Origin of the sequence: Methanoregula sp., from assembly GCF_003170075.1 — an archaeon.
Lineage (GTDB): Archaea > Halobacteriota > Methanomicrobia > Methanomicrobiales > Methanospirillaceae > Methanoregula.
In genome coordinates this window covers 1-23,292 of sequence record NZ_PMZU01000028.1, presented here as the reverse complement: position 1 = coordinate 23,292, position 23,292 = coordinate 1, and the positions used below count along the sequence as shown (strand labels likewise).

At 54.3% G+C, this 23,292-nt stretch carries 22 protein-coding genes and 1 pseudogene; 10 read left to right on the top strand and 13 right to left on the bottom strand.

Features of this window, described 5'->3' with window-relative positions; translation table 11 throughout:
* The first annotated feature begins 52 nt into the window (after positions 1–52).
* From QZN75_RS03130 to QZN75_RS03120, 3 genes are all read left to right on the top strand, one after another.
* Positions 53–487 carry a hypothetical protein gene (locus tag QZN75_RS03130; protein ID WP_366652792.1) on the top strand — a complete coding sequence of 145 codons (435 nt, stop codon included), beginning with the start codon at positions 53–55 and terminating at the stop codon, positions 485–487.
* Positions 488–808: 321 nt separating this feature from the next.
* Positions 809–1,771 (top strand): tetratricopeptide repeat protein, encoded by a 963-nt coding sequence (locus QZN75_RS03125; protein WP_292424603.1) that lies wholly within the window; start codon positions 809–811, stop codon positions 1,769–1,771.
* A 62-nt stretch (positions 1,772–1,833) separates the two neighbouring features.
* The gene (locus tag QZN75_RS03120) at positions 1,834–3,168 is read left to right on the top strand and encodes an AIR synthase-related protein (RefSeq protein WP_292424600.1); all 1,335 of its coding nucleotides are present in this window, start codon (positions 1,834–1,836) and stop codon (positions 3,166–3,168) included.
* Between the two features lie 87 nt (positions 3,169–3,255).
* On the opposite strand, the gene QZN75_RS03115 is transcribed toward QZN75_RS03120, so the two are convergent.
* Both QZN75_RS03115 and QZN75_RS03110 read right to left on the bottom strand, forming a co-directional pair.
* Entirely contained in the window at positions 3,256–4,047 is a 792-nt protein-coding gene (locus QZN75_RS03115) for an alpha/beta fold hydrolase (RefSeq protein WP_292424597.1), read from the bottom strand.
* A gap of 75 nt (positions 4,048–4,122) precedes the next feature.
* On the bottom strand, positions 4,123–4,251 hold the full coding sequence (locus tag QZN75_RS03110; protein WP_292424593.1) for a hypothetical protein: 129 nt from the start codon (positions 4,249–4,251) through the stop codon (positions 4,123–4,125).
* Positions 4,252–4,506: 255 nt separating this feature from the next.
* Between QZN75_RS03110 and QZN75_RS03105 the strand changes: the two genes are divergently transcribed.
* A complete protein-coding gene (locus tag QZN75_RS03105; RefSeq protein WP_292424590.1) occupies positions 4,507–5,088 on the top strand; it encodes a carbonic anhydrase in 582 nt (193 codons plus the stop codon).
* A 9-nt stretch (positions 5,089–5,097) separates the two neighbouring features.
* On the opposite strand, the gene QZN75_RS03100 is transcribed toward QZN75_RS03105, so the two are convergent.
* The 4 genes from QZN75_RS03100 to QZN75_RS03085 all read right to left on the bottom strand — a co-directional run bounded on the left by QZN75_RS03100 (position 5,098) and on the right by QZN75_RS03085 (position 7,234).
* Positions 5,098–5,436, bottom strand: a complete 339-nt coding sequence (locus tag QZN75_RS03100; RefSeq protein ID WP_292424587.1) for a hypothetical protein — start codon at positions 5,434–5,436, stop codon at positions 5,098–5,100.
* A 312-nt stretch (positions 5,437–5,748) separates the two neighbouring features.
* On the bottom strand, positions 5,749–6,030 hold the full coding sequence (locus QZN75_RS03095; protein WP_292424661.1) for a HEAT repeat domain-containing protein: 282 nt from the start codon (positions 6,028–6,030) through the stop codon (positions 5,749–5,751).
* Between the two features lie 452 nt (positions 6,031–6,482).
* Complete coding sequence (locus tag QZN75_RS03090) at positions 6,483–6,998, bottom strand: ferredoxin-thioredoxin reductase catalytic domain-containing protein (protein ID WP_292424584.1); 516 nt, start codon at positions 6,996–6,998, stop codon at positions 6,483–6,485.
* Positions 6,995–7,234: a glutaredoxin family protein gene (locus QZN75_RS03085; RefSeq protein WP_292424581.1), complete on the bottom strand. Its 240-nt coding sequence runs from the start codon at positions 7,232–7,234 to the stop codon at positions 6,995–6,997. The genes QZN75_RS03090 and QZN75_RS03085 overlap by 4 nt, the downstream gene beginning before the upstream one ends.
* 318 nt (positions 7,235–7,552) lie before the next feature.
* Between QZN75_RS03085 and carA the strand changes: the two genes are divergently transcribed.
* The 5 genes from carA to QZN75_RS03060 all read left to right on the top strand — a co-directional run bounded on the left by carA (position 7,553) and on the right by QZN75_RS03060 (position 15,149).
* Positions 7,553–8,608, top strand: coding sequence for a glutamine-hydrolyzing carbamoyl-phosphate synthase small subunit (gene carA / locus QZN75_RS03080; RefSeq protein ID WP_292424580.1), 1,056 nt, complete (start codon positions 7,553–7,555; stop codon positions 8,606–8,608).
* The gene (carB, locus tag QZN75_RS03075) at positions 8,609–11,770 is read left to right on the top strand and encodes a carbamoyl-phosphate synthase large subunit (protein ID WP_292424577.1); all 3,162 of its coding nucleotides are present in this window, start codon (positions 8,609–8,611) and stop codon (positions 11,768–11,770) included.
* Between the two features lie 288 nt (positions 11,771–12,058).
* Entirely contained in the window at positions 12,059–13,261 is a 1,203-nt protein-coding gene (locus tag QZN75_RS03070; protein ID WP_292424575.1) for an argininosuccinate synthase, read from the top strand.
* A 99-nt stretch (positions 13,262–13,360) separates the two neighbouring features.
* Positions 13,361–14,860 (top strand): methanogenesis marker 14 protein, encoded by a 1,500-nt coding sequence (locus QZN75_RS03065; protein ID WP_292424573.1) that lies wholly within the window; start codon positions 13,361–13,363, stop codon positions 14,858–14,860.
* A gap of 13 nt (positions 14,861–14,873) precedes the next feature.
* Entirely contained in the window at positions 14,874–15,149 is a 276-nt protein-coding gene (locus tag QZN75_RS03060) for a hypothetical protein (protein ID WP_292424570.1), read from the top strand.
* A 34-nt stretch (positions 15,150–15,183) separates the two neighbouring features.
* On the opposite strand, the gene argF is transcribed toward QZN75_RS03060, so the two are convergent.
* Genes argF through QZN75_RS03040 form a run of 4 tightly spaced genes read right to left on the bottom strand, consistent with a single transcriptional unit; the run spans position 15,184 to position 18,477 of the window.
* Positions 15,184–16,095, bottom strand: a complete 912-nt coding sequence (gene argF, locus QZN75_RS03055; RefSeq protein ID WP_292424568.1) for an ornithine carbamoyltransferase — start codon at positions 16,093–16,095, stop codon at positions 15,184–15,186.
* Positions 16,092–17,378: a phosphoribosylamine--glycine ligase gene (purD, locus tag QZN75_RS03050; RefSeq protein ID WP_292424658.1), complete on the bottom strand. Its 1,287-nt coding sequence runs from the start codon at positions 17,376–17,378 to the stop codon at positions 16,092–16,094. Before purD ends, argF begins: the two co-directional genes overlap by 4 nt.
* A 55-nt stretch (positions 17,379–17,433) precedes the next feature.
* Positions 17,434–17,937: an orotate phosphoribosyltransferase gene (gene pyrE, locus QZN75_RS03045; protein ID WP_292424565.1), complete on the bottom strand. Its 504-nt coding sequence runs from the start codon at positions 17,935–17,937 to the stop codon at positions 17,434–17,436.
* Positions 17,938–17,943: 6 nt separating this feature from the next.
* On the bottom strand, positions 17,944–18,477 hold the full coding sequence (locus QZN75_RS03040; protein WP_292424656.1) for a CDP-2,3-bis-(O-geranylgeranyl)-sn-glycerol synthase: 534 nt from the start codon (positions 18,475–18,477) through the stop codon (positions 17,944–17,946).
* A gap of 144 nt (positions 18,478–18,621) precedes the next feature.
* Here QZN75_RS03040 and tes point away from each other — a divergent pair, with 144 nt between their 5' ends.
* Complete coding sequence (gene tes, locus QZN75_RS03035) at positions 18,622–20,088, top strand: tetraether lipid synthase Tes (protein ID WP_292424562.1); 1,467 nt, start codon at positions 18,622–18,624, stop codon at positions 20,086–20,088.
* 502 nt (positions 20,089–20,590) lie between these two features.
* On the opposite strand, the pseudogene QZN75_RS03030 reads toward tes, so the two are convergent.
* From QZN75_RS03030 to dnaG, 3 genes and pseudogenes are all read right to left on the bottom strand, one after another.
* Positions 20,591–21,526, bottom strand: a pseudogene (locus tag QZN75_RS03030) (ornithine cyclodeaminase family protein).
* Positions 21,527–21,714: 188 nt separating this feature from the next.
* Entirely contained in the window at positions 21,715–21,996 is a 282-nt protein-coding gene (locus QZN75_RS03025) for a UPF0058 family protein (RefSeq protein ID WP_292424559.1), read from the bottom strand.
* Between the two features lie 63 nt (positions 21,997–22,059).
* Positions 22,060–23,292, bottom strand: a 1,233-nt coding sequence (dnaG, locus tag QZN75_RS03020) for a DNA primase DnaG (RefSeq protein ID WP_292424556.1), incomplete at its 5' end; no start/stop codon positions are given.

Sequence of the window (23,292 nt, the reverse complement as noted above, 5' to 3'; positions counted from 1 at the left end):
ATAAAGGAGAATGTGCATGGCTTTTACCTGCCGACAATGCGGAACGTGCTGCATGAACCTTGGTGACTATATTGTCATCGATCACCAGATTGGCCAGTTTGAGTTTGCCTGTGAATCTGTTTCGACCGGTACGCAGTTTGTAGCCCGCATTGATGAGGACAAGCGGGAGCTCTTCTGCGATCATACATTTCCGGATGAACATCCTCATGCCTGCCGGTTCCTCCGTCCGGATGGGAATCTCCTGCGATGCACTATCCATGGCGACAGCCCGGCACAATGCAAGTTCTATCGGTGTGTGATCATGCGAATCACTGATCCTGCAGGAAATCCTCTTGGTACGGTGACCGGGACCTTCAACCTGCATTCAGACGATACCGTTTTGCGTACGATCTGGGAACACGCAGAAAAAATTATCCCGGAATCTCTTTTGGATGCAGAGGAGCGCCGTAGGGAGTATCTCACAGCGCATGGGTACCAGGTAGAATAAAGCAAAAAGCAAGGAGTTTGAACGAATTACACAATCCTTTGATATCCGGGACATAATGCCTGATCAGCCGGGCTGACTCCGACAGGCAGTGGTGATACCCGGGTAATAATTGATGTGATATTGCAGGGTCCCCCGGAGATCCTGATGCCGGGCAGTGAGCGGATCTGGTTGCCCCTAAACGCCGTTTGAGGATAGCACATCCGGTTTTATGCTTATGCACATATTAAAAAACCAGAAAGATAATGATCGTCAGTACTGGTAAACCTGAGTCCCATGCGCAATTTGTGGCATGAACCTGATTACGGGGACTGTATGAGGAAAATGGTTCTGACATCAACCGTGGAAAATGAAAGATGTTCACCGTCAGCTCTGGAGTATTACCGGGAAGGTCTTGTACGGGGCCGGGAAGGCCGACATGACGAGGCACTTACGGCGTTCACTCTTGCACTTGCCGTTAATCCAGCGCTTGCCTCCGCATGGGCAGGACGAGGTTTTGCTCTGGGTAAACTGGGGCGGTTTCAGGAGGAGATCGAGTGCTGCGATCAGGCCCTTTGTATTGATCCTGCCTGTATCGATGCTTGGAATTACAAGGGATTTGCTCTTGGAAAACTTGGCAGGTTTGAGGAGAAAGTCGCATGTTGCGACCGTGCGCTTGCACTCGATCCTAGGAACGCAGCCGCATGGAACAACAAGGGTGTTGCCCTTGGCATGCTGGGACGGTACGAAGTAGAGATCCTGTGCTGCGACCGTGCGCTCGAGCTGCGGGGTCGGTACCTGTCGGCGTGGGTGAACAAAGGCTATGCACTCGGAAAACTGAAGAGGTATGACGAGGAGGTATTCTGCTACGACAGAGCCCTTAAGATATATCCTTTTTACTTTTCTGCGCTCCTCAACCGGGGCATTGCCCTTATCAACCAGAAAAAGTACCGTGAGGCGCTTGCGGCGCTTGATCGTGCGCTTGTCATTATTCCACGTCACCCACGGGCACATTACCAGAAAGGTCTTGCCCTTTCTATGCTCGGTTTGCACGATGAAGCCATTCAGTGCCTGAACCGGGCACTTTCATACGATGCCACGATTGCCGACGCATGGGTGGTGTTGAGCAACTCCTGCTTTGCACTGGGGAGACTGGAAGATTCGGCCCGGGCATTTGATCAGGCTTATTACATCGATGTTCATGATGTCAGGGAAGAGTTTGTCAAGGGACTGTTCCTTTTAAAGGCAAAAAAGTTTGACGATGCCCTTCGCTGTTTCTCTGACGTGCTGGGTATCCTGCTCCGGTAAGTGCCCGGCACCGTCAATAAAATACCCTGCTTTATTTATGGCACCGGCACGAATACGGATGCATGGATGTTGAGGAATATGTCCGTATGCATCTCGTGGCCGGTGAGGATGAAGACACTCTCGTAAAAAACCTCATCGGGCGTATAATGGAAATAAAGAATACTTCCCTCGCGTACACGGAAGCCTTTGCGCGTGCGGTTGTAGAAGAGGTTAAAAACACTCAGGGGCTGTCCGGTGACTTTTTTGAGTTTGAGCCAGCCCGGGTTAAAATGGGGGAGTTCGGCGTCGGCTCCCGGGGAAAAGGTGATTTTTTTGCACACCGGGAAATTGCCCGGATCATCGGTAAGACCACAGCATCTGTCGGTGTGGACGAAATGGACGATGCCGGGGCGGTCAGGGCCGGCGGGGAGTACATCGTCTGTACTGTTGACGGGATGCACTCACGGCTCTCGGATTACCCGTATCTTGCCGGATTCCATGTGACCCGTGCGACGCTGCGGGATCTCTACGTGATGGGGGCAAAGCCGGTCATGCTCTTTTCTGACATCCATGTGGCCGATGATGGGGACGTGGCAAAAATATTTGACTACACCGCAGGTATCACGACTGTCGGTGAGGCAATGGATGTGCCGCTGGTAACCGGTTCAACGCTCCGGATCGGAGGGGATATGGTACTTGGAAACCGGCTGACCGGCTGTGTAGGATGTGTGGGTGTGGCCCGCCATCTGACCGCCCGGAAATCAACGCAGCCCGGCGATGTACTGCTGATGACTGAAGGTGCGGGAGGCGGGACGATTGCAACAGCAGCCATTTACTCCGGGTTTCCCGACGTTGTGGAAGAGACCATCAACCTCAACTTCCTGGTGACCTGCGAGGCGCTGATCAAAAGCCCGGTTTTTGATCAGATCCATGCGATGACCGATATAACCAACGGGGGACTCCGGGGCGACATTTTCGAGATGACAGAGACCGCCCGGTGCCGGATGGTGGTACGGGAGGAAGATACACGATCCCTTGTCAATCCCCGGGTAAGGGAGATGCTTGAGGCGCTTGAAATTGATTTCCTTGGTGTTTCTCTCGATGCGCTGTTAATTGTTGCACCCCAGGCAGCAGCAGACGCGATTAAACAGGTAATCCAATCGACAGGTGTAAACTGCCGCGAGATTGGGTACGTGGAAGCGGGAAAACCGGCATCGGTGCTGATGACCGACGGGAAAGAACACGATTTCCAGCCCCGGTTCCGGGAGTCAGCTTATACCCCGGTAAAAAAAGTGGTCGATACCAATGTCCCGGATTTCGAGAAGATGAAAAAAGAAGTCCTGCGGGCGTCGGAAGCAGCCATCGCAAAGAAGAAGCGGGTGCTTGAACGGCTGAGAAAAAAAGAGATGAATGCGTGATGCGTGTCTGGTATTTGAAATGCTGAACAAGGTACTAATGGACTTTAATAAAAGATGATCTTCAAGTCCTGATACCAGTCCTTGTTTTTAGATCTCCTGAACCAGAATACGGTAAAACTCTTCAGCGGCATTCCGCTCGATCCAGGGTCGGTGGCCGCATTTTTGCAGGAGAACAAACCGGAAGTTTTTGAGTTCCCGCGCGAGCGGGACATTTACTCCTGCAGCCGGGTGGGGATCATAATCTCCGTGAATTGCAATCACCGGACAAGTGATCGCCCTCCCCATATACAGGAGTGTCTTTTTGCGACGGAGTTCGCACGCCTCCTCCCAGACGCCTTTGAAAACATCGTACTGGCAGTAAAACGATTTGTCTTCCGGTGTCTGGGGGTCACAGGCATCCGCACGGGCAAGCAGGTCTCCCAACCGGGCAAGGAGTACATTCTTATCTCCTTCTTTCCCGTCAGCTGCAGGTTTCTCCAGTTGCTCCAGCAGTGCATGCGCTTCCCTGCGGTTCTCCGGTGTAAGCCTGTCGAGCCGTGTTTTTGTTATCAATGCAGCGTCCTGATCTTCAAAGGGCGGGCTGCCCACAAGGATCAACTTGCCAACGAGCGCCGGGTACCGGGCGGTAACTATCCATGATAAAAACGCTCCCCATGAGAATCCCACAAGCGTAACCGGTACCCTGCCGTCCCTCTCAAGCACAGACCGGAGTTCCCGTACCTGCCCTTCAAGAGTGGTTTCGGTCTGGAATGGTTCAAGTACCCCTTTGACTGCGGAGAGTTCCCGGGCCACCGCTACCATCTCGCCCGGAGCGCCTGGCCCACCGTGAACAACAGCTACCGGGTAGGGACCTATCCCCCATTTCCGAACCGGGCTCATACAGGTATCCGGTTACCGCTTTCCAGTATAAAGTATTCCCGGTACAGGAAAGAGGGACACGTGGCAGGTAATTGTTTATTGTTTTTCACCGGCCGTTCGCATGAGGGCAGGCAGCCCGGTGAGGCTCTCGTTCTCACGGATCATCTCCTCGCGCAGTACCGCAAACTGGCTGACTCCAAGGGCGAACGCGACATCAGCGAGCATTCTTGTCAGGTCGCCGAGATACGAATAGATCCTTCCTCACTCGCAGAGAATTGTCCGCAGGTACCAGGCATGGTCGGACTGGTGCCGGTAGTATTACAAAAAAACGATATTACTGGTCGAAATTCTAAAAAAAAAACAAAATTCAGCCGCTGATCCTGCATTTAGGTAAATAACAATATTTAAGGCACTTCCAAAACGAGTAAAAAATACAATGAATACTGCGGTGCGTGCAGTTTTACTTTGGGGAGCATATGTATGATTGACAACCTGCTTTTGGGGAATTACAAGTTCCGTGAATCTGACTTTATACCGAATATCGACCACTACCGCGAACTGGCTAACGCGCAACACCCGACGGTACTCTGGATCGGGTGCTCGGATTCGCGGCTGCAGACCGGCCATATTACGCAGGCGAAAGCCGGGGAGCTCTTTATCCAGCGCAATATCGGCAATATCGTGCCGATCCATGACTGGAACTTTGCAACCGTGCTTGAATATGCGATCTCCCACCTCCACGTGAACGATGTGGTGATCTGCGGGCATTCAAACTGCGGGGCGATCCGGGCACTGGACCACGAGAACACGGATGCGTATATCCCGCTCTGGTTAAACAATGCCCGCGATGCAAAAACACGGGTGGATAAAACCATTGCCCCGCCAAAGACCGTGCAGGAACAGGACGAGCGCTACCGGCTCATCGAGCAGGAAAATGTCCGGCTCCAGATCGAGCACCTGCATACCTATCCTCTTCTAAAAAAGGCGGTGGATGAGCAGAAGGTGCAGGTTCACGGGTTGTATTATGATCTGGCTACCGGCACATTGAGCCGTGTCAGTTAAAAAAGAGAATCAGAGATACGGCTCAATCTCGTTTTTTATCCTGTCGAGCGCGATCCTGCCGATCCGGGTGAGCTTGCCGTTCACGAGAACCATCGGGATGGGAGGGTAGTCCTTTTCAAGGATTGCCCGGATGTGTGCCGGTACTTCGTCGTCAATAAGGGTGAGTTTCAGTTCAACCCGGTCGCCATAAGTCTCTTTAAGGACTGTCTTGAGCGCTTCGAATGCTTTTGTCAGTTTGCCCGAGGGGTGGCACTCGGAAAGCCCGCAGGTACGGTTTGCATCGCAGGGAAACGGGGAACACTCTGAATATTCAAGGCCGACGATTTCGACAAGGATGGGGTCACTCATGTACGATAGGTTGGCGCGAACGGTATTTTTAGTATTGGAATTGTGCAGCGTTGTTCGGCCCGGCCAGTTGCCGGGTTCCGGGAAAATGGGGGTGTATGGGGGAGGGGGTACCCCCTGTCTGGCCGGCACATGGGTGGGGGGTGACCCCCTCTTAGAAAAAAAGAAGAGGGGGGGTAGGGGGATCACCCCCCTCCCCCCTTGTCCGGGTTTGGGCGGTTGTCCGGCCCGGTTATGATGATGGGGGCTGTCGCCCCATACCCCCATGAGCGGGCAGTGCCGCCGCCCCAAGGATGGGTCCCTATGCACGCACGTTCATTTAAGACTGCCGGCCATCGCCTGTTTGATCATCTCCATTGCTTCCTGGATGGTCTCCCTCGCATCCTCCCGCTCGATCCGGTAGAGTCTCTGCAGGGGAACCAGTGCCCGGGGATCCCCGAGCATGCCCAATGCCCAGGCAGCTTTTGTCCGCACCCGTGCATCGTCATCCCACAGGGTATCAATCAACGACTCCACGGCCCGGGGATCTCCCAGCCGTCCCAGCGCTTCCGCCCCATTCCACCGCGTCCCCTCATTATCATCCAAGAGCTTTTCGATCAGGATTTCAAGAGTATTCGACGTAACCTGTCACCTTCACCCGGGGGTTGGTTGTTCCTATGTGGTACATGGGGTGAGAAGAAGGTTCGGGCCGGTTATCGGCAGTTCCCGGAATCTGATACTTCGAAGAGAAGTCACTACCAGCCCAAAGACCTGACAGAGCCTGCGGGAGCTGCTCTGCGAGAGAAAAGAGCGCTCAACGGAGCGATGGACAGGTGCGATGACTCCCGCCGTCCCCGAAGGGGCGCCCCCGCGGCGGATCAGGGAGGAATAAACTGCACTCTCCCAGCGAGGGCCCGACGAGGCGCCCGAGCGACTCCGAGCGTTAGCGAGGAGGGGGAGGGATCGCAATTGATGGTTAATTGTTCTGGGACGTTGGAAGTTTCAGATCCCCTCATCTCCCTCTCAAGAAAAAAAGAACTCTTCCCTGAGGCATATATTCTAAAAAAAGTTCAGACAAACCGCTCGAACCGCTCCTTCGTAGCCTTGCAGATCGGGCAGATACCCGGAGGCTGCTCACGTGCGCAGAGATACCCGCAGACTTTACATCGCCAGACCGGGAGCGGAAAAACGGGCGTGGCTGTTGTTGAAACAATCTTGACGACACGGGTCTTCCCGCGTTCAGATCGGGGCGGGCGGCGTTCGGGGATGGGTGCGACTTTCTGTTTTCCGGTGGAGATTGCCTCGTTCACGTACAGCGCACAGTAGCAGGCGCCGTACTCTTCAATATCAGTATCCCGGTAATCACAGGGACAGACAATATCGAGGTCCTCGTCTTTTTTTCCGGAGGCAAGGCGGCAGGGGCAGGCACGGTACCCGTACCGCTGCTCGTTTTTTAACAGGCCCCGGATAAGATTTTTTACGAAATCGCCGTCAGGGTTCAGCCTGTACCCGTTTTTTTCGGCATCGGCCTTAAGCGTCCGGTATGCAGCATCGATGGCCATTTCCGTAATTTCAGGGACATTCATGCTGCAAACGCCTCCCGTATTTCCTGCTCGCGGAATCCCACGATGGCACGTTTGTTATCGATCACAAGCGTAGGAAACGATCCGCTGCGATTCCACCGTTCTATCTCGTCCAGTGCCGCATCCTGTTCTTTTCCTTCGAGCAAATCGACATAATCGTAATCGAATGCAATACCGAGTTCCTCCAGCAGTACCTTCGTCTTATGGCACCACTGGCAGGTCGAGAGCGCGTACAGCATAACTGCTCCCTTGTTTTTCCCGTTCACGTGCGTCGACGTTGTAAAACACCTTTTAATGAAAGAAAATTGAGGCCTGTACTATATAACAATGGGGATACGGGCCAGCATATTTCAGAAGTGAAGATTTGAGATTGTGCCATACCCTGACCTGCAGCTGTATCTCAAAGGAGGTTTGGGGTTGTTTGTCGGGTATGTTCGTTCGCACATGGCGGAAGGATCTTCAGTGCTCAAAGGAGGCAGGTGAGTGTCGACCAGAGGGTTCGTTCTGTCCTTTGCATCAGCGTTAATAACTAATCCGGCCCATAAAGTATGGACATCATGAAGGCGGTTCTGGGATTCGAAGACGGGGACTTTGTTGTCGGTGAAGGATTCGGGGTGAAAGGCGAATGTGCAGGAGAACTGGTCTTTAATACCCAGATGACCGGTTACATGGAATCTCTTACCGATCCGAGTTATTTCGGGCAGATCCTGATGTTCACCTTTCCCCAGATTGGCAACTATGGTGTCGACCCCCAGAATTTCCAGAACCCGCACGTTTGTGCTCTCGGGTGTATCGCAAAAGAGATCTGCGAGAAACCTGAACATGAGCCTTCCATCAGGACCTTTTTTGAAGAAAATAACCTCCTTGGGATGACCGGTGTCGATACCCGTGCGCTAACCATCAAGGCCCGGGTGCACGGTACGATGCGGGCTGCGCTTGTTGTGGGAAGTGATAACGGTGCATACGCCGTGGCGCTTGCAAAAAAGACGCTGGCCATAAGTGATATCATCCCCATCCCTGAGGTCTCCTGCAGTAAACCATACCATATCCCCGGTACCGGAAAACGGATCGCCGTCATCGATCTCGGGATTAAAAAGAACATGCTTACAAGCCTTTCAAAACGGAACGGCGACCTGTATATTTTTCCGTATAATGTCACATCAGACCAGATTATGGCCTGTAAGCCTGATGCCCTCTTTGTGAGTAACGGCCCGGGCGACCCCAAGCAGGCCCCGGATGCAATCCGCTGCATACAAGACCTCCTCGGAGATCTCCCCATTTTCGGGATCTGCATGGGTAACCAGGTCTCCGCACTTGCGCTTGGCGGAGATACCTACAAACTTAAGTTCGGTCACCGGGGGGCAAACCAGCCGGTCCGGTACAAAGACGGCCGGATTTTTATCACTACCCAGAATCACGGGTTTGCGGTGGATGCCGGGTCCCTGCCGGAAGGATGCCAGGTTTCCTATACGAATGTCAATGACGGCACGGTAGAGGGGTTCGAGAACGAGGACCTGCGTCTGACCACCGTGCAGTTCCATCCTGAAGCCCACGGGGGACCCCGGGATACTGAGGCACATTTCTTTGACGCACTCTTCCGGAGGCTGGCGTAAATGCCCAGGCGGACAGATATCCGGAAAGTGCTGATTATCGGCTCGGGCCCGATCCAGATTGGCCAGGCCGCGGAATTCGATTTCTCCGGTTCTCAGGCATGCCGTTCCCTCCGGGAAGAGGGTATCGAGATTGTCCTCGTCAACTCCAACCCGGCGACGATCATGACCGACCCGGAGATGGCAGATGAGATCTATATCGAACCGTTACGGGCCAATATCATTGCAAAGATCATCGAGAAGGAGCACCCGGATGGTATTCTCTCCGGCATGGGCGGCCAGACCGGCCTCAACCTGACCGCAGAGCTTGCCGAGATGGGTGCACTCAAAGGTGTCGAGATACTCGGCACTCCGCTCGATGCGATCTACAAGGGTGAGGACCGGGAGAAATTCCGGGATCTCATGAATGAGATTGGCGAGCCGGTTCCCGAGAGCATGGTGATCAACACCCTGAGTCAGATCGACGAGGCGATTGCAAAAATCGGGCTGCCCGCGGTCGTGCGCCCCGCATATACCCTTGGCGGAGCCGGCGGTGGTATCGGCCGGACCCGGGAAGAACTGACCCGGATCGTCGAACTGGGGCTCTCCCGGTCCCGTATTCACCAGGTACTCATCGAGCAGAGTGTGATGGGCTGGAAAGAACTGGAGTTCGAGGTGATGAGGGATTCGACAGATACCTGTATTATCGTCTGCAGCATGGAAAATGTCGATCCGATGGGGATCCATACCGGGGAGAGCGTGGTTGTTGCGCCCATCCTGACGCTCCGCGATGATGAGTACCAGATGATGCGCACCGCCGCCATCCACATCATCCGTGCCCTTGACGTTCAGGGCGGCTGTAACATCCAGTTTGCGTTCAAAGACGGTGAGTACCGGGTCATCGAGGTTAATCCCCGTGTTTCGCGGTCTTCAGCTCTTGCATCGAAAGCGACCGGGTACCCCATCGCACGGGTCGCTGCAAAAATTGCGATCGGTCTGCATCTGGACGAGATCAAGAACTCGGTTACCGGGTGTACCGCGGCGTCGTTTGAACCGACCATCGACTATGTCGTAGTAAAGGTGCCCCGCTGGCCGTTTGACAAATTCAAGGGTGCAGACCGGACGCTCTCAACATCCATGAAAAGTACCGGGGAAGTGATGGGGATCGGGAGAACGCTTGAGGAGGCGTTCATGAAGGCCAAACGTTCGATCGATACTGACGTCCGTTCTCACACAAGCCAGAGCGAGATCCGTATGATCCTCTCCCGCCCCACCGATGAGCGGTTCCATTGCCTCTTCGATGCATTCCGGCAGGGATTTACGGTCGATGAGATCGTACAACTCACCGCCATCACGCCGTTTTTCCTTGAGAAAATCAAAAATATTGTTGACCTGGAAAAACGTCTTACCGCTGGTGGCAGTGACGCCGATATCTTCCTTGCAAAGACCTATGGGTTCACGAATACGGAAATCGCAGCACTCACCGGAAAAGAAGCGGGTGCGATCGAAAAACTGGTGGGTGCCCCGGTCTACAAGATGGTGGATACCTGTGCAGCGGAGTTTCCCGCCTGCACACCCTATTTCTACTCGACATGGGATTCAACAAGTGAGATTGTCCGGGACAACCGAAAGAAAGTTCTCATTCTCGGTTCAGGACCGATCCGGATCGGCCAAGGAATAGAATTTGATTACTGTACGGTACACGCGGTAAAAGCATTGCGGGAAGAGGGTGTGGAAGTCCATATCGTCAACAACAACCCTGAAACCGTATCCACGGATTTTGATACTTCCGACCGTCTCTTCTTTGAGCCGATGCAGCTCGAGGATGTCACCAATATCCTCAGGACCGATGAGTATTGCGGGGTGATGGTGCAATTTGGAGGCCAGAACGCAGTAAACCTTGCAGTCCCCCTTGAAAAGGAGATGAAACGGCTGGGCCTTCCCACGAAGATCCTCGGTACCTCCCCGGATGCAATGGATATTGCCGAGGATCGTGACCGGTTCAGTGTCATGCTGACCCGGTTGCAGATCCCAAGCCCTGCCAACAGTTCCGCTTATTCTGAGGCAGAAGCAAAGGAGAAGGCAGAGAAGATCGGCTACCCGGTGCTTGTCCGGCCATCCTACGTACTCGGTGGCCGGGCAATGGAGATTGTCCATGACTCGGTGGAACTCGAAACCTATATGAAAGAGGCCGTGCGGGTGAGCCAGCATCACCCGGTACTGATTGATTCATACCTGAGGAACGCTGTTGAGCTCGATGTCGATGCGGTCTGCGATGGCGAAGAGGTTCTCATCGGTGGCATCATGGAACACATAGAGCAGGCCGGCATTCATTCCGGGGACTCTGCCTGTGTCATCCCAACCCAATCCCTCTCACCAGAGGTTGTTGCGACTGTCCGCGAATATACCAAAAAGATTGCGCTCGGCCTTGGGGTTGTCGGTCTTGTCAACATCCAGATGGCAGTAAAGGACAATGTGGTCTATATCCTTGAGGCTAACCCCCGGGCGAGCCGCACCGTCCCGTTTGTCTCAAAAGCAACCGGTCTTCCCATCGCAAAGATCGCGGCGAAAGTGATGATCGGAAAGAAACTGCGGGACCTCGGGTTTCATGAAAAAAAGATCAATCATGTGGCAGTAAAAGAGGTGCTCCTGCCCTTCAACAAACTAGCCGGCGTTGATACGATGCTCGGACCTGAGATGAAGAGCACCGGGGAAGTGATGGGAATCGATTATGACTTTGGGCTTGCCTTTTATAAGGCCTGCATATCAGCGGATAATGAGCTTCCGCTCAAGGGGAACGTCTTTGTCTCGGTCAACATCGAGCAGAAAGATGAAGTGATTCCTATCGCCCGGAGCCTGCGCGATCTTGGCCTTACCCTGTACGGGACCGAGGGCACCGTGGACTATCTGCACGATGCGGGAGTGGAGGCGTATCTCGTTCGGAAGGTGCAGGAAGGTTCTCCCAATGTGCTCGACATGATGCACCATGGCGAGATCCGGCTCATCATCAATACCCCTCAGGACCGACAGTCCCGTCAGGATCATTACCAGATCATGCGTGCAGCGGTGGATTTCGGTATCCCGTATATCACGACCCTTCAGGCAGCGCGTGCAGCGGCGCTTGCAATCGATGCAATCAAACGCGAGAAGATGACGCTCGAACCAATCAGCCACTATCTCAAATAGTTCCGGCGGGCTTGACGATTCTCTCTTTTTTACGTCTGTTTGAGGACTTTTCCACCAAAAGGTTCCTATGATTACAGTACCGTATTCCTGCTGGAGACTATCGAAAAAACCGTCGTAAAACCCCGCGAGATCCCGTGTTCAGGAAACACTCCTCCTAAAAATTTCATTTTTGTTCTTGATTTTTTGGTATTGGAGAGCGCCGTCAATCGTCTCTATTTCCGAAGACAGCCTTTGTAAATATATGGTGAGACGTCCAACCAGATGATCTGACAACAGGAAGTATCTATCATGGGAAAAGGTACTATCGTACTTGCATATTCCGGAGGTCTTGATACCTCCGTCTGTATCCCCCTCTTAAAGGAACGGTATGACTATGATCGTGTGGTCACTGTTGCGGTCAATGTCGGCCAGCGGGATGAGGAGATCGATGTGGCGACAAAAAAAGGCCAGAAACTTGCCGATCGCCACTATACTATCGATGTACGGGATAAATTTGTTGCAGCATATATCATCCCTGCGATCAAGGCGAACGGCTCCTACGAGGGCTACCCTATGGGGACTTCTCTTGCCCGGCCCCTGATTGCGGAAGAAGTAGTAAAGATCGCAAAGAAAGAGAAGGCAACCGCAATTGCCCATGGGTGTACAGGAAAAGGAAACGATCAACTGCGGTTCGATTTTATCATCCGCGCCGCCGGGCTCGAAGTAGTTGCACCGATCCGGGAGCAGAACCTGACCCGTGACTGGGAGATCGAGTACGCAAAGGAGCACCGCATACCTGTACCTGTCAAAAAGAGCAAGCCCTGGAGCATGGACGAGAACTGCTGGAGCCGGAGCATCGAAGGCGGCAGGCTCGAGGACCCGGCCTTCCACCCGCCAGAAGAGATCTACCTCTGGACCGTCTCACCGGAAAAGGCCACGGCAAAACCGGAGAAGATCACTCTCACGTTTTCCCGTGGCGTTCCGGTCGCCTTAAACAGGAAAAAATTCTCCGGTTATGCCTTGATCCAGAAACTCAACATCCTTGCCGGCAAGCACGGGGTCGGCAGGAACGATATGATTGAAGATCGTATCCTCGGGCTTAAAGCACGGGAGAATTACGAACATCCTGCAGCGACCGTTATCCTTACCGCCCACCATGATCTTGAGAGCTTGGTACTCACCCGGCAGGAATTGGCGTTCAAGAGAATGGTGGATGACAAATGGTCGGAACTGGCGTACAAGGGACTTGTATACGAACCACTGTATGCCGCGCTCAATGCGTTTATCGATACCACGCAGGAACGGGTAAACGGCCACGTCGATCTCGAACTCTACAAGGGAAGTGTCCGGGTGCTTGGCCGCAGTTCCCCGCAGGCAATTTACTCCGGGGATCTTGTCTCCTTTGACAGCGCATCCATCGATCAGTGCCATGCGATCGGCGTCTCCCAGTACTTCGGGATACAGGCACGCTTGGTTCATGCAATGAAACAGAAAAAGGTACAACGGAAATAAGTCCTGCCGTATGGTGTGCACGGCAATATCCCTTTTTTCTTCTGTTTCGTGCACCACAAAAAGAAATCTATATCCCGTAACAACCGGATCGTTTAGAGTATGTGCGCCAGTTTTTTCAGCCGCTGGGTAAAGCCACGACCCCATATCGTTGAAAGTCCTCCTCCCCCCTCGATTGCGCACGGTGCGGGAATGCAGTTCCCGGAATACAAGAACAAGCCCTATTTTATCGTGGCATCTGTTGAGATGGGTAACACAACCACCAAGTGTATTCTCACCGGGGTAAGTCTGGAAACCGGCAAATCGTATGTGATCAACAAGACCGTAAGCATGAGCCGGGACATCCGGCCGCCAAAGCCCGGTGAGGAGGTCTTCGGCGAGACGCTTGATGGGACAAAACTTTCTCGCCAGGCAGTGACCGAACTGGTGCGGGACACGCTGATCCAGTGCCACAAGGAGGCACGTCTTGACATCCTGACTGATCTCGACTTCGTTGTCCGCAGCACCGGCGTGGTGGCCGAGATGGAATCCCCGGATCAGATCGGGGATTTCGTCATCGCTCTTGCAAACGGCTGCCTGATCGCCGGTGTCCCGCCCAGGAAGATGACGCCGCCCATGACAAAGGCCAACCAGTCGGCAAAACTCCAGCCGTTCAGTTTTGCCGACAAGGTCGTTTTTATTGGTGCCGTTGCCGGTGTGATTCCGCCGGTGGGCTCGACCGGAGTCGAGATGGTTGCAAATGAGATGGAAGGAGAGCTCGCGATGGCCGGGATCAAGGAAGGGGCAAAGTGGACACCGGTCGATTTCCGGAATCCCTGTGTCTCCGTAGATTTCGGGACGACGCTTGACGGGCGGATCACCAGCGATGTCAGCCCTGATGATCCCAATCCGTTTGCAAAGACCATTGGGAACTTCTGCGGCCTTGCCGGGGCAATTCCCGATGCAATTGTCCGGGGAACCGGCCTTGTCCAGGAACGGACCGGCACCGCTCTCGATATCTTTGGCGAGAACAGCGTGAGCGGGGGATATTTTTCGGGCGGCAACCGAAGGGTCGTAGACGATTACATCAACCGGTGCCATGAGTATATCGATATCAGGATCGTGCCGCCGGACCGGAACCGGTTCGGGCGGGTGCCGGTCAACGCAAAACTTGCAAAGGAATCCCACATCGCCATGATCGGGTGCGACTGCGGGGTTAACAGTAGCGATCTTGACAAGCTCCTTGAGATCGGTGCCGAGATCCACAAAAACTACAACCTGTCCGTTCTCAACGAAGTGGTCGACCGGGTCTGCGCGAAGATGGCGCTCCGTCTTATTGATGTGGCCGTGGAAGAGCACATTGTCCCGCGGAACGCATCGATCGGTTTTACCGGGCGGGCGGCAATCTCGGGACGGAAACCCGAATATATTTTAGAAGGGATCACTGAGCGCAACCTCTTTGACGATCCAAACGACCACCTCGTCTTTGTGGATGACGGTCTTGCCCGGGGAGCGTCCCTGATGGGGCGGTGCATGAACTCGCTTGGGAAGCCCAAAAATCCCATCGGAGGAGTGCGGGGCGGGCCCTGTATTATGAGCCGGCGGATCAAAATAGGTAAGTAGGAATGTGTCAACCATGTCAGACAAGATAAGTAACGAGCAGAACGATGGCAGACAGACAGAGGAAGAACCGCTCTTTGACGTTATCATACCCCCGGGAGTACCACGTTCCGTGATTTTCGATGTGGTAAAAAAGTTCGATGTTGAAGTGGTGGAACGTAAAGAGAAACTCAGCTTTGCCAATATGGACGGTGATGAACGGGAACTTCTGGCCTTCCGTGCCCGGCGCGAAGTTGCAGAACAGATTGAAAAATATATGATCGAAAGAGTCCGCACGTTTATCGGGGAATAAACCCCTCTAACTCCCGATACCGCGGGATCATATTTTATTTTTTGAGGAGTTTTACCAGCAGTGCTTTCTGGGCGTGGAGCCGGTTCTCTGCTTCGTCCCACACGAGACTCTGCGGGCCATCGAGCACATCGCCGGTGATCTCCTCGCCCCGGTGAGCGGGCAGGCAGTGGAGCACCCGGACATCCGGGGCGGCGTGTCTGAGAAGCTGGTCGTTTACCGTGAACCCGTGGAAGGCGGCAAGCCGTTTTTCCCGTTCTGCCTCGTCTCCCATCGAGATCCACGTGTCGGTGACGATTACGTGTGCGTCTTTTGCGGCCGCCTCGGGAGTTTTTGCCGTAGTTACCTTGCCCCCAAGGCTCCGTGCCTTTTCTATCAACTCCGGTGCCACCTCGTATCCTTTCGGGCTTGCCACAGTGACCGCCATGCCGGTGAGGGCAGATGAGAGAACAAGGGAATTACAGACGTTATTTCCGTCTCCAACCCATGCGACGCTGAGATCCCTGATATCCCCGAAATGCTCCCTGATGGTCAGGATATCGGCGAGAATCTGGCAGGGGTGCTCGCGGTCGGAGAGCCCGTTGATAACCGGGATCGTGGCGTTTTCCGCCAGTTCCTCGACCGTGCTGTGCCGGTAGGCGCGGATCATCACGGCAGATACGTAACGTGATGCGACCCGTGCAGTATCACGGATCTCCTCACCCCTTCCTATCTGGAGATCCTTTGCGTTTAAGAAGAGCGCATGGCCGCCAAGTTCATGCATGCCTACTTCGAACGAGATATGCGTCCGGGTGGAGGACTTCTCGAAGATCATTGCAAGGGACATGCCCCGCAGCAGTTCGTGGGGTACTCCCGCCCGCTTCTGGCGCTTGAGGCGCTCGGCGCCGGAAATGATCTCGTCAAGTTCCGTTTTGGTGATATCCAGGATTGAAAGGAAATCTTTCTTCATTGCAGCTCCTTCATATGAGCGATCCGCCGGTCGAGCAGCGCCTGTGTCCCGATATCGCGGCGGTGGTGGACGCTTCCCTGCACGGCCGAAGCCGCCTGCTCCGCGATGCGTTCTGCCGTGGCAAGGGTACCCGCCTTCCCCACAAACGCGAGCGTCCGGGACGTGAGCGTAAAAAGCCTGCCGTCCCGAACTTCTACGTTTGCATAATAGAGGATAGCGCCGCCGGTCTCCCCCAGGTTAAGTGGTCTTCCGACCTTTGGGGCAGCAGGATAGCCCTCGGGCACAAGGTACTTACAGACCGTTGCCGCGTGCTCAAAGGTGACTTTCGATGCGGAGAGCGTTCCGTCCGTGACCCCGGTGACCGCATCGCAGAGATCTGAGGAGAGAAGCGTGAGCACATTCATTGCTTCAGGATCCCCGAACCGGGCGTTGAACTCTATTACCTTGGGTCCTTCTGACGTATTCATGAACTGGCCGTACAGGACACCCTTGTAGGGATACCCGTCTTTTGCCATCGCGGTGATGACCTCGGCCATGATGGAGAGGGCGGCGGTGTAATCCTTCCTGCTCACAAAGGGGAGCATATGATCCGGCATCGTGTACGACCCCATTCCCCCGGTGTTGGGCCCGGTGTCTCCGTCAAAGGCCCTTTTGTGATCCTGCACGAGCGGCATGGGGATGATATGAGACCCGTCGACAAATGCCTGAAGAGTAAACTCCTCGCCTTTGAGTCGTTCTTCGAGAACAACTTCCCCCTTGATCTGTTGAATGTAGTCGATGGCACCGGCAAGATCCACCTGCTCTCCCATGATCCGGACACCTTTCCCCCCGGTGAGGCCGATGGGCTTGATCGCCAGATCCCTGTTATGGTCCTTCACAAACGCGATAGCATCAGCCGCATTGTGGAAGACCCGGTAGGCCGGGTTGCCGCTGATATGATGGTGCGTCATTAAGTCCCGGCAGAACGCCTTGTCGGTTTCGATACGTGCCGCCGCTTTTGTCGGGCCGACGCACGCCACCCCCGCCGCGGAAAGCCGGTCAACCACGCCGGCCTCAAGCGGGGCTTCGGGGCCGATGAACGCATGGGTGACCCCGGTCTCTCTGGAAAACGCCACGATCCGGGCGAGATCCGTCTCTTTTGTGAGGCAGATCTTCTTTGCGATCCGGGCAATACCAGGGTTCTTCCTTGCCATTACGGAATAGATTTCAGTCTCGCTGTTTCGGGAGAGCGCAGATGCTATGGCATGTTCCCGTCCTCCGCCACCAACAACGAGGATCTTCATCATCCATCACATGGGTTCTTGTTGTTAAAAATGGTTTACGCTTCGGGGGTATGAGTCAGAGAATCTCGCTGACCCGGACAAGTGGGCAGAGATCGATGGCCTGCTTTTTTAATGTTGCCGCTGCGCCCTGCTCCCGGTCGACCACTGTGACAACACGGTCAGCCCGTGCGCCCGCGTTCCGCAGCGTAGAAATCCCGTAGAGGGCCGATCCACCCGACGTGGTGACATCCTCAACAAGGAGGACATCCTTTCCATTTATATCTCCGATGATCAACGACTTCTTGCCATGGTCTTTCTCTTCTGCCCGTATGATTGCAAAGGGTTTTTGAGCGGCAAGCGCCGTTGCGACCGCCAGTGGCACCCCCCCGACGGCAACCCCGGCCACGACATCAAAGTCGTACCTTTTTACTATCTCCTGTGCTATCGCCGCAAGAAATTCAGGATGCGTCACCGCGGTTTTCACATCGACATAGTACCGGCTCTTTGCGCCGGAAGCAAGGGTAAAGTCACCGAACTCGATGGCCTTGTGCTTGATAAGAAGATCTGCGAGTGCATTCATGGGTGTTCACCAGGGTTCCTTCTTGACACCGCACAGATACCCGATGATGTTGACCGTACGGTGGAGGATGGGTGTCAGGATAAGAATAACAATGAGGACGGGCAGCGTAATGTTTGAGAAGAGCCATGAGGGGTCAAAGACAAGCATCAGGGCAAAGGCACCGGCAACCAGGTCATACTGGTCGGCGATCAGCCATGAATCTCCCCGGTTTTTCCCAAGCCGCCTTTTTATAAAACTCTTTCCCATGTCCCCAAGGAGTGCCCCGAGCGAGAGGAGGACGATCGAGGCTGCCGTGTGCTGCGGCAGGAATGTCCAGCCATAGGTACCGGCGAGCCAGATCTGCAATGCCCCAACTGCGATGCCGGCAATCACACCGCATATGAGACCCCGGTACGTCTTGCCGTCACCAAGGAGCCTGCGGCCGTCGGAATAGTTTTTGTTAAAGTCTATCGGTGTCCCGCCACCGCAGAGTGCAGCGACGGGGTTTGGGACATAGGCAGGAACCATGATCCAGAATGCGGCGAGCAGTGTCGAGAGCAATGGTATTATGAATGACTCAGCACTAATAATGTTGCACTCCAATATCTCTAATAAAGAGCAGATAAAAAGATTAAGGTTACTAAAAATAGCCAAAAAAAATAGCCAAAAAAAATTCCTGTCATTGCTGCATCGGGTGGATACAATATGTTGATCAAAAAAACACGCAGCCTTTGCCCTGTCTGTGGGGCAGTCCTGGAAGCGGATATCGTAGAAGAAGAGGGGAAGATCTGGATCGCAAGAACGTGCCCGGAGCACGGGAAGTTCCGGCACGTCTACTGGTCCGATCCTAAAATGTACCACCGGTTCGAACATTACGATGTAATCGGTCGCGGCGTGAGCAATCCCCAGAACACGGTGACCTCGGATAATTGTCCTACCGCGTGTGGCCTGTGCAGCAACCACCATTCGGGAACGCTCCTTGCAAATATTGACCTGACCAACCGGTGCAATCTCGACTGCAGTTTCTGTTTTGCCAATGCCCGTGCCTGCGGGTTTGTGTACGAACCGAGTTTTGACGAGATTGTCAGTATGATGCAGATGCTCCGAAATGAGAAGCCCGTGCCGACACCTGCCGTGCAGTTCTCCGGTGGCGAGCCGACCATGCGGGACGACCTTGTCGATATCGTTAAAAAGGCAAAGGAACTGGGATTTCCTCAGGTCCAGATCGCAACAAACGGTGTGAAACTGGCAAACAACCCGGTCCTTGCCCAGCAGCTCAAGGATGCCGGCCTCTCAACGGTCTATCTCCATTTCGATGGTGTCACTCCTGCGACAAACCCGTATTTAAAAATCCACTTAAAAGCGCTGGAGAATCTGAATAAGGCCGGGGTTGGCGTGGTGCTCGTGCCGACAATCATCAAGGGGAAAAATAATCAGGAGGTTGGAGAGATCCTGAAATTTGCCGCAGATCATATCTCAATTGTGAGAGGCGTAAACTTCCAGCCCGTGGCATTCACCGGTGCGGCAAAGGATGAGGATCTCGAGAAGGAACGGATCACGATCCCCGAACTTATCGGGGATATCGAGACCCAGACCAATGGCATCTTAAAGAAGAGCGACTTTTACCCGGTTCCCTGCGTGCTGCCGTTTTCTGATCTGGTGGAGGCCTATACCGGCCGGCCGCAGGTGCGCTTTACGGCTCACGAGCACTGCGGGGCGGCAACCTATGTCTTTGTAACCAAGGACGGGATGACACCGGTAACCCGGATGGTCGATGTGGAGAGTCTCTTTGCAGCGATTGAACAGATGTCAAACAAGCTCAAGAAAGGTGGCACCATCAACAAGTATGCGACACTGCTTGAGGGTGTCAAAGAACTCCACGCATCGTTCAAGAAAGGCGAGAAAGGGAGTACGGCCGAGTTCTGGAAACTGATCGGAAAGACGCTGATTGGCCAGAATTTCGATGCGCTGCGGGAGTTCCACTGGAACGCGCTCTTCATCGGCACGATGCATTTCATGGACCGGTACAACTACGATATCGAGCGTGTCCAGCGGTGCTGCATCCACTATGCGACGCCGGATGGCAAACTTATCCCGTTCTGTACCTACAACAGCGGCCCGGTCTACCGGGAACAGATCTGGAAGAAACACGCGAAAAAAGAGACACAGTAATTTTTCAAATCTTTTTTAGGGGTATTTTTGTTAATACGATTTTACCGGTTTCATTTCCTGCCTGCCATGGCAGTGTTGTACCGAGCGCAGCAGTACATCTCACGCAGTGTAAAACATACCTTGGAGGGGTACCCCCATGAAGACCGCGCAGCTTGCAACCACGAAAAGCGCGAGTAACATGTACATCTGATAGTTGGATGTACATGTGACTGTTGGATGTACATCCAACTAAACTCCAGCAGCCCACGTCGGACATTCCGGAACCGGGGGGTGGGGTACCCCGAGAGGCAAAGTGGGGAGGGGTTGGCTGATCACCCGCAGATTACAGGAGACCCCCATGGGGGGTACCTTTTGTGTGCATGCGACCCCCCACCTCCCCATGCGGTGAACGCGGATCCACGTTTGTTAGAATCCTGCCGGATTTCAGACTCCCTTTTGTCTACATTCGGATATTCCGTGGTCACATAATATCCATACGTGAACTTGCGGAAAGATCCCATCCTCACAAAAATGGCAGTTCCATGCCGGTTGCCTGTCGTATTGCGATCGATGCGATCGCAAGATCCTGGATGGCAAGCCCGGTGGAGTCAAAGACCGTGATCTCATCCGGGTGTTCACGCTTTCGTCTGCCGATCACAACCTCGCCAATCGTGCCGGCGATCATCCATGGCTGGTAGAGTCCCTTGCTGATGGGCACGTTTATTTCCCCCGAGTGAAATGCCTGCGCCGGATCGTCCACGAAGACCCGCGCCCGGTGCAGGATTGCCGGGTCAAGTTCTTCTTTTCCGGGGGCATCTGCGCCAATTGCGTTGATGTGCGTGCCCTCGTGGATTCATTCGCTTTTAACGATGGGAGCGCGGGACGGCGTCGTTGTGACGAGCACGTCGCAGTCGCATGCTCTCTCTATGGATACACTTTCTGCATCAAGGGGTGCGAGCCGAGCGGCCATCGCTTCGGCATGGGCAGGATTCCGGCTCCAGACCCGGACCCTGGTGAGGGAAAGTTCCCGCGCGGTAGCCCGTACCTGTGCTTCTGCCTGGCGGCCGGTGCCGATGACCCCGAGCACGCACTCCTTTTTTGGTGCAAGGTATTTTGCGGCGACTGCCCCGGCTGCCCCTGTCCGCATGTCCGTGAGCCGGGTCGCGTTCAGGATGGCAGTCGGCATGCCGGTTGCCGTATCGAGAATGACCGTCAGCGCCATCACGGTCGGGAGCCCCGCCTTCGGGTTGTCCGGGTGGACGTTGACGATCTTCACCCCGGCGATCCTTTGCGAGGGAAGGTACGCCGGCATCGTCCGGAAATCCCCTGTCGGAAGGGTAATGTAGACTTTGGGCGGCATCTGCACGAGACCGTTCGCGTGATCGGCAAATGCAGCCTCGACAGCCCGGTTAACGTCGCCGATATCGACGCCCTGATCCGGATCAGGGAAGTAGCGCATGAACGATTGATGCACCTGCTCGGATTTAGCGTTATGCTCTCGCGCGGGAATTCCCTCGCAAAAGATTTTACGCCCTAAAAGAGCAGTTCGTTCATTTCCGGTGCAGCAGATGCCTGTACGGCAGATAGATTCAACCACGAATCCTCCATCACTATACAATAATAACGGTCAAAAAAGCAAAGAAAAATTCAGGCGTATTCCATTTCCTTGAGCGTCTTTTCCGCCAGGTCCTTCATACGTGCCGAGATCCGTGATGATGAGGTATAATCGACATCTTTCATCGCATTTGCAATTTCGTTCCCGAGCACGAAGATGGCATACTTGTGCTCGAGCTTGCTCTTGTGCAACTGGGAAGGTGTAATCTTCAGGGCATTATACTGGGAAAACTTCAGATCAGGGTTGGCTTCTTCAAAATCGTCCTTGATTTCGTAGAGTATCTTGTGAAGGGTGATAAGTTCTTCCTTGTGCATATTGCCACTCCAAAGTGTTACATGGGGTGCAACTTGCATAAATAAATTTGTGTGAGCCCGGTTTTACGAGCTCATTTTCATCAACCGGATGTTTAACGGTCTTTTTATAATTCCCTTAAAATCTGTTGCTGCGACATATTCAAACCCTTTCCAGACCAGCCGGTCGAGCAGTTTCTGATCGACGGTGCGGTCAACTACGAGGCCGGCCGCCGGTGCATCCAGTGTTTCCACTGCTTTCTCAACCTCTTCTGACCGGATCTCCCTGATTACCGCCATGTCCTCGTTCAGGAACCGGGCGACATTCCTGCCTTTCACGTCCTCCATATGATCCCGGATTGTCACCGGGACTTTGGGCACGCTCTCTTTTGCTCTCTTCTGTCCCGTGCCGGACCGGGCGACCATGTCGCTGCGATTTCCTTCACCGGGAGCCGGTACCGCACGGGGTGGCCGGGACAGATCTGCCGGGAGCTCGGCTGCGTCCTCGAAGTACTGGTCGCGGACGTACTCGACCGGCACCTTGTTTCTCAATGTCTTGATGACCTCTTTTTTGGTCATATCCTCGACGCTCTTTCCCCGGGGGGAGAATGCGACGTAATCGAGGTCTGCCACCTGCAGGAGTTCCCGCAGGATCAGTTCCCCGCCCCGGTCGCCATCGAAGAACGCGGTTGTGGTTTTCTTCTCGCAGAGGTCGACGATTGATTTGGGGATGTTGGTGCCCTCCACGGCCACCGCGTTCTTGATGCCGTACCGCAGGAGGTTGATGACATCCGCCCGGCCCTCGACAATAATAATTGCATCCGACTCAAGGACGTTGGGACCGGCCGGCAGTTTTTCGTCCCCGATCGTTCCGACCTTCTCGACCCGCATCGTCTGGCGGACATCGTCAAGGAGTTCGTCACTGTCTATCGTCCCGTCATCGAATCGTTCGATGAGGATCTCCTTTGCACGCTCGACAATCTTCTTCCGCTTGCTGACCCGGATGTCTTCGATCGTGTTCACTGCCACGTGTGCGACGCAGGGCCCCACGCGGTCAATTGTCTCAAGCGATGCAGCAAGAATTGCCGTCTCTGCCCGGTCGAGGGAAGTGGAGATCAGTATTTCTCCGGTCGTCTCTCCTTTCTTACTTGCTATCTGGACGTCAATTCTGCCGACCCGCCCGGTTCTCTGGAGATCCCGCAGGTCAAGGTCTTCGCCGAGTAACCCTTCAGTCTGCCCGAAAATGGCACCGACTACATCAGGTTTCTCGACCACCCCCTCTGCGGTGAGGCTGATATGAATAAGGTACTTGGTAGTATC